General features: G+C 72.3%; 2 protein-coding genes. Both read right to left on the minus strand.

The genetic code is table 11. The features are described from left to right. Positions 1-2,444 (minus strand): phenylalanine--tRNA ligase subunit beta (gene pheT / locus AC2VON_RS04850; RefSeq protein ID WP_486951928.1); only part of this gene is annotated, 2,444 nt, incomplete at its 3' end. After that, positions 2,444-3,064 (minus strand): phenylalanine--tRNA ligase subunit alpha (locus tag AC2VON_RS04855; protein ID WP_486951929.1); only part of this gene is annotated, 621 nt, incomplete at its 5' end. The genes AC2VON_RS04855 and pheT, both read right to left, overlap by 1 nt.

A 3,064-nucleotide genomic window follows, 5' to 3' on the forward strand; every position in this document is an offset into this window, starting at 1 on the left:
TCGCGGGCGGCGCTGGCGTCGTCCTCGGTGAGCGTGCGATCCGGCGCCCGGAAGCGCAGCGCGAACGTCAGCGACTTGCGGTCCTCGCCGATCTGCGGGCCGGTGAAGACGTCGAACAGCTGGATGTCCTCGAGCAGCTCGCCGGCGCCCGCACGCACCGCGTCGGCGACCGCCGCCGCCGGCACCCGGGCCGGCACGACCAGGCTGACGTCCTGGAACACCGCCGGGAACGGCGAGACCTTCGGCGCCGGGAACGCGTCGACGATGGGAATCGCATCGAGATTCAATTCCATGGCGCAGGTGCCCTTGGGCAGGCCCGCCCGCTCGACCACGGCGGGGTGCAACTGGCCCGCGTGGCCGACGACGGTGCCCCCGACGAGTACCTCGGCGCACCGGCCGGGATGCCACGGCAGGCGTTGGGCCGCACGCAGCGTCACCTCGGTACCGCTGGCGCGCAACACGATTCGGACCGCCTCGAACGCGTCGGCCGCCTCGACCCGCCGGCCCGGCCCCCACGGGCCCCGCGGTTCCCGCAGGCCCGTCAGCACCGCCGCGACGTGCTGGGGTTGCCGCGGCAGCGACGCGTCCAGCAGGGCGATCTCGGTTTCCGTCGGGCGCCGGTGCACGGGGATGAGCTCCACGGCGCGCGTCTCTTCGGTGGGCTGGACCACCTGGGCGAGGGCGAACAGCGCGGTGTCGACAAGACCGCGGGATACATTGCGCCCCAAAGCTTCCAGCAGCGCGGGCAGCAACGTGGTCGCCAGGTGCGGACGGTCGGCCTCGAGCGGGTTGAGCACGTGCGTGGTCGCGCGTCGGGGGTCGTCGTCGGGCAGCCCCCACAGATCGAAGACGCCGGCGGGCAGAAACGGCGTCGGCAGGATCTCGACGTAGCCGGACTGGGCCAGCGACCTCCCGATCGCACGGCGACGCTTCTGCGCCGCGGTCAGCCCGCGGCCCGCGGGCGCCGACGGCAGCACCGACGGAATGGCCTCGAGACCCTCCAGCCGCAGCACCTCCTCAACGAGGTCGGCGGGCTGCAGCAGGTCGGGCCGCCAGCTCGGCGGTGTCACGGTCAGCGCGCCGTCACCGTCGGTCACCAGGGCCCCGATCTGGGTCAGCCGCCGGGCGGTCGCGCCCGCGGCGTACGTGACGCCGGCGAAACGATCCGGCAGGTCGGCGGCGATCCGGATCGGCGGTGGTGACCAGCGCTCACACGGCGGATCACCACGCCAGTCCGTCAAAGCGTCGGACACCGCTCCCCCGGCGATGTCGGTGAGCAGCGTCGCGCAGCGGTCCAGGGCGGCCACCGAGATCGCCGGGTCCACCCCGCGCTCGTAACGGCGGGCGGCCTCACTCGGCAGGTGCAGCCTGCGCTGGGTCCGCGAGATCGCGGCGGGGTCCCACACCGCCGCCTCCAGCAGCACGTCGGTGGACTCGGCGCGCACCTCGGTGCTGGCCGCGCCCATCACACCGCCGATGGCCGCCGTCGCCGCATCGTCGACGATCAAGACGTCGGCCGGATCCAGCCGCCGCTCCACGTCGTCGAGGGTGACGACGGTCTCGCCGGGCCGGGCGAAGCGCACCCCCAATCCCCCGGTGATGCGGTTGCGGTCGTGGGCGTGCATCGGGTGGCCCAGTTCCAGCATCACGTAGTTGGTGACGTCCACCGCCGGGGAGGTCGCGCGGATGCCGCACAGCAGCAGCCGGCGCTGCAGCCACCAGGGCGACACGGCGGCGGGATCGATCCCGGTGACCGGGCGCAGCGCGAACCGGCGTACGCCGGTGTCGGCCTGCACGGTCAGCGGCCAGGCCTCCCCCGCCACCGGCAGCGGCTTGACCACTTCATCGCTGGCGGGGTCGACGAACGTCAGGTCGTAGGCGCAGGCGATCTCGCGGGCCAGGCCCCGCACCGACATGCAGTAGCCACGGTCGGGCGTGATGGCCAGGTGGAATACCACGTCGTCCAGCCCCAGCACCGCCGCGCCGCCGGCCCCGGGCTCGGCGGTGCCCGGCGGCAGCACCAGGATCCCGGAATGGTCGGCGCCCAAACCGAGTTCGGTCGCCGAGCAGATCATTCCCTCGGAGTTTCGGCCGTAGGTCTTGCGGGCCGCGATGGCGAATCCGCCCGGCAGGGTGGCGCCGGGCAGCGCCACCACGACGAGGTCGCCTACCGCGAAGTTCGTTGCCCCGCAGACAATTTCACGCTGCCGATCCTCGCCGACGTCGACCAGGCAGGCCCGGATCGGTTTTTTGAAGCCACTGAGCTCCTCGATCGCGGTGACCCGCCCCACCGTCAGCGGGCCGTCGACCGGGCCGAGGGGCGCCACCTCCTCGACCTCGTGGCCGATGCGCACCAGCGTCTGCTCGAGCTCGTGCGGGTCGACGTCCCAGCCCGGGGCGCCGGCCTGGACCACCTCGCGCAGCCAACTGTAGGGAACGCGCATCAGGCACCCACCCCGAACGGCAACGAGAACCGCACGTCGCCTTCGACCATGTCACGCATGTCCGGGATGCCGTTGCGGAACTGCAGGGTGCGTTCCAGGCCCATCCCGAACGCGAAGCCCGAGTACACCTCGGGATCGATTCCGGCGGCCCGCAACACGTTCGGGTGCACCATGCCGCAACCGCCCCACTCCACCCAGTCGGCGCCGCCCTTCTTGTTGGCGAACCAGACGTCGACCTCGGCGGAGGGCTCGGTGAACGGGAAGAAGTGCGGCCGGATCCGGGTGCGCGCCGACGGGCCGAACTCGGCGCGGGCGAACGCGTCTAGCGTTCCGCGCAGATGGGCCATGGTCAGGCCGCGGTCCACCGCCAGGCCTTCCACCTGGTGGAAGACGGGGGTGTGGGTGGCGTCGAGTTCGTCGGTGCGGAAGGTGCGGCCGATCGACACGATGTAGACGGGCAGCTCGTGTTCGAGCAGGGTGCGCACCTGCACGGGTGAGGTGTGGGTGCGCAGCAGCTGCCGGGAGTTCTCCGGCGCGATGTAGAAGGTGTCCTGCTCGCTGCGGGCGGGGTGGTCGGCCGGGAAGTTGAGGGCGTCGAAGTTGAACTGCTCGGTTTCGAC

The sequence above is a fragment of the Mycobacterium sp. TH-M82 genome (assembly GCF_057473605.1).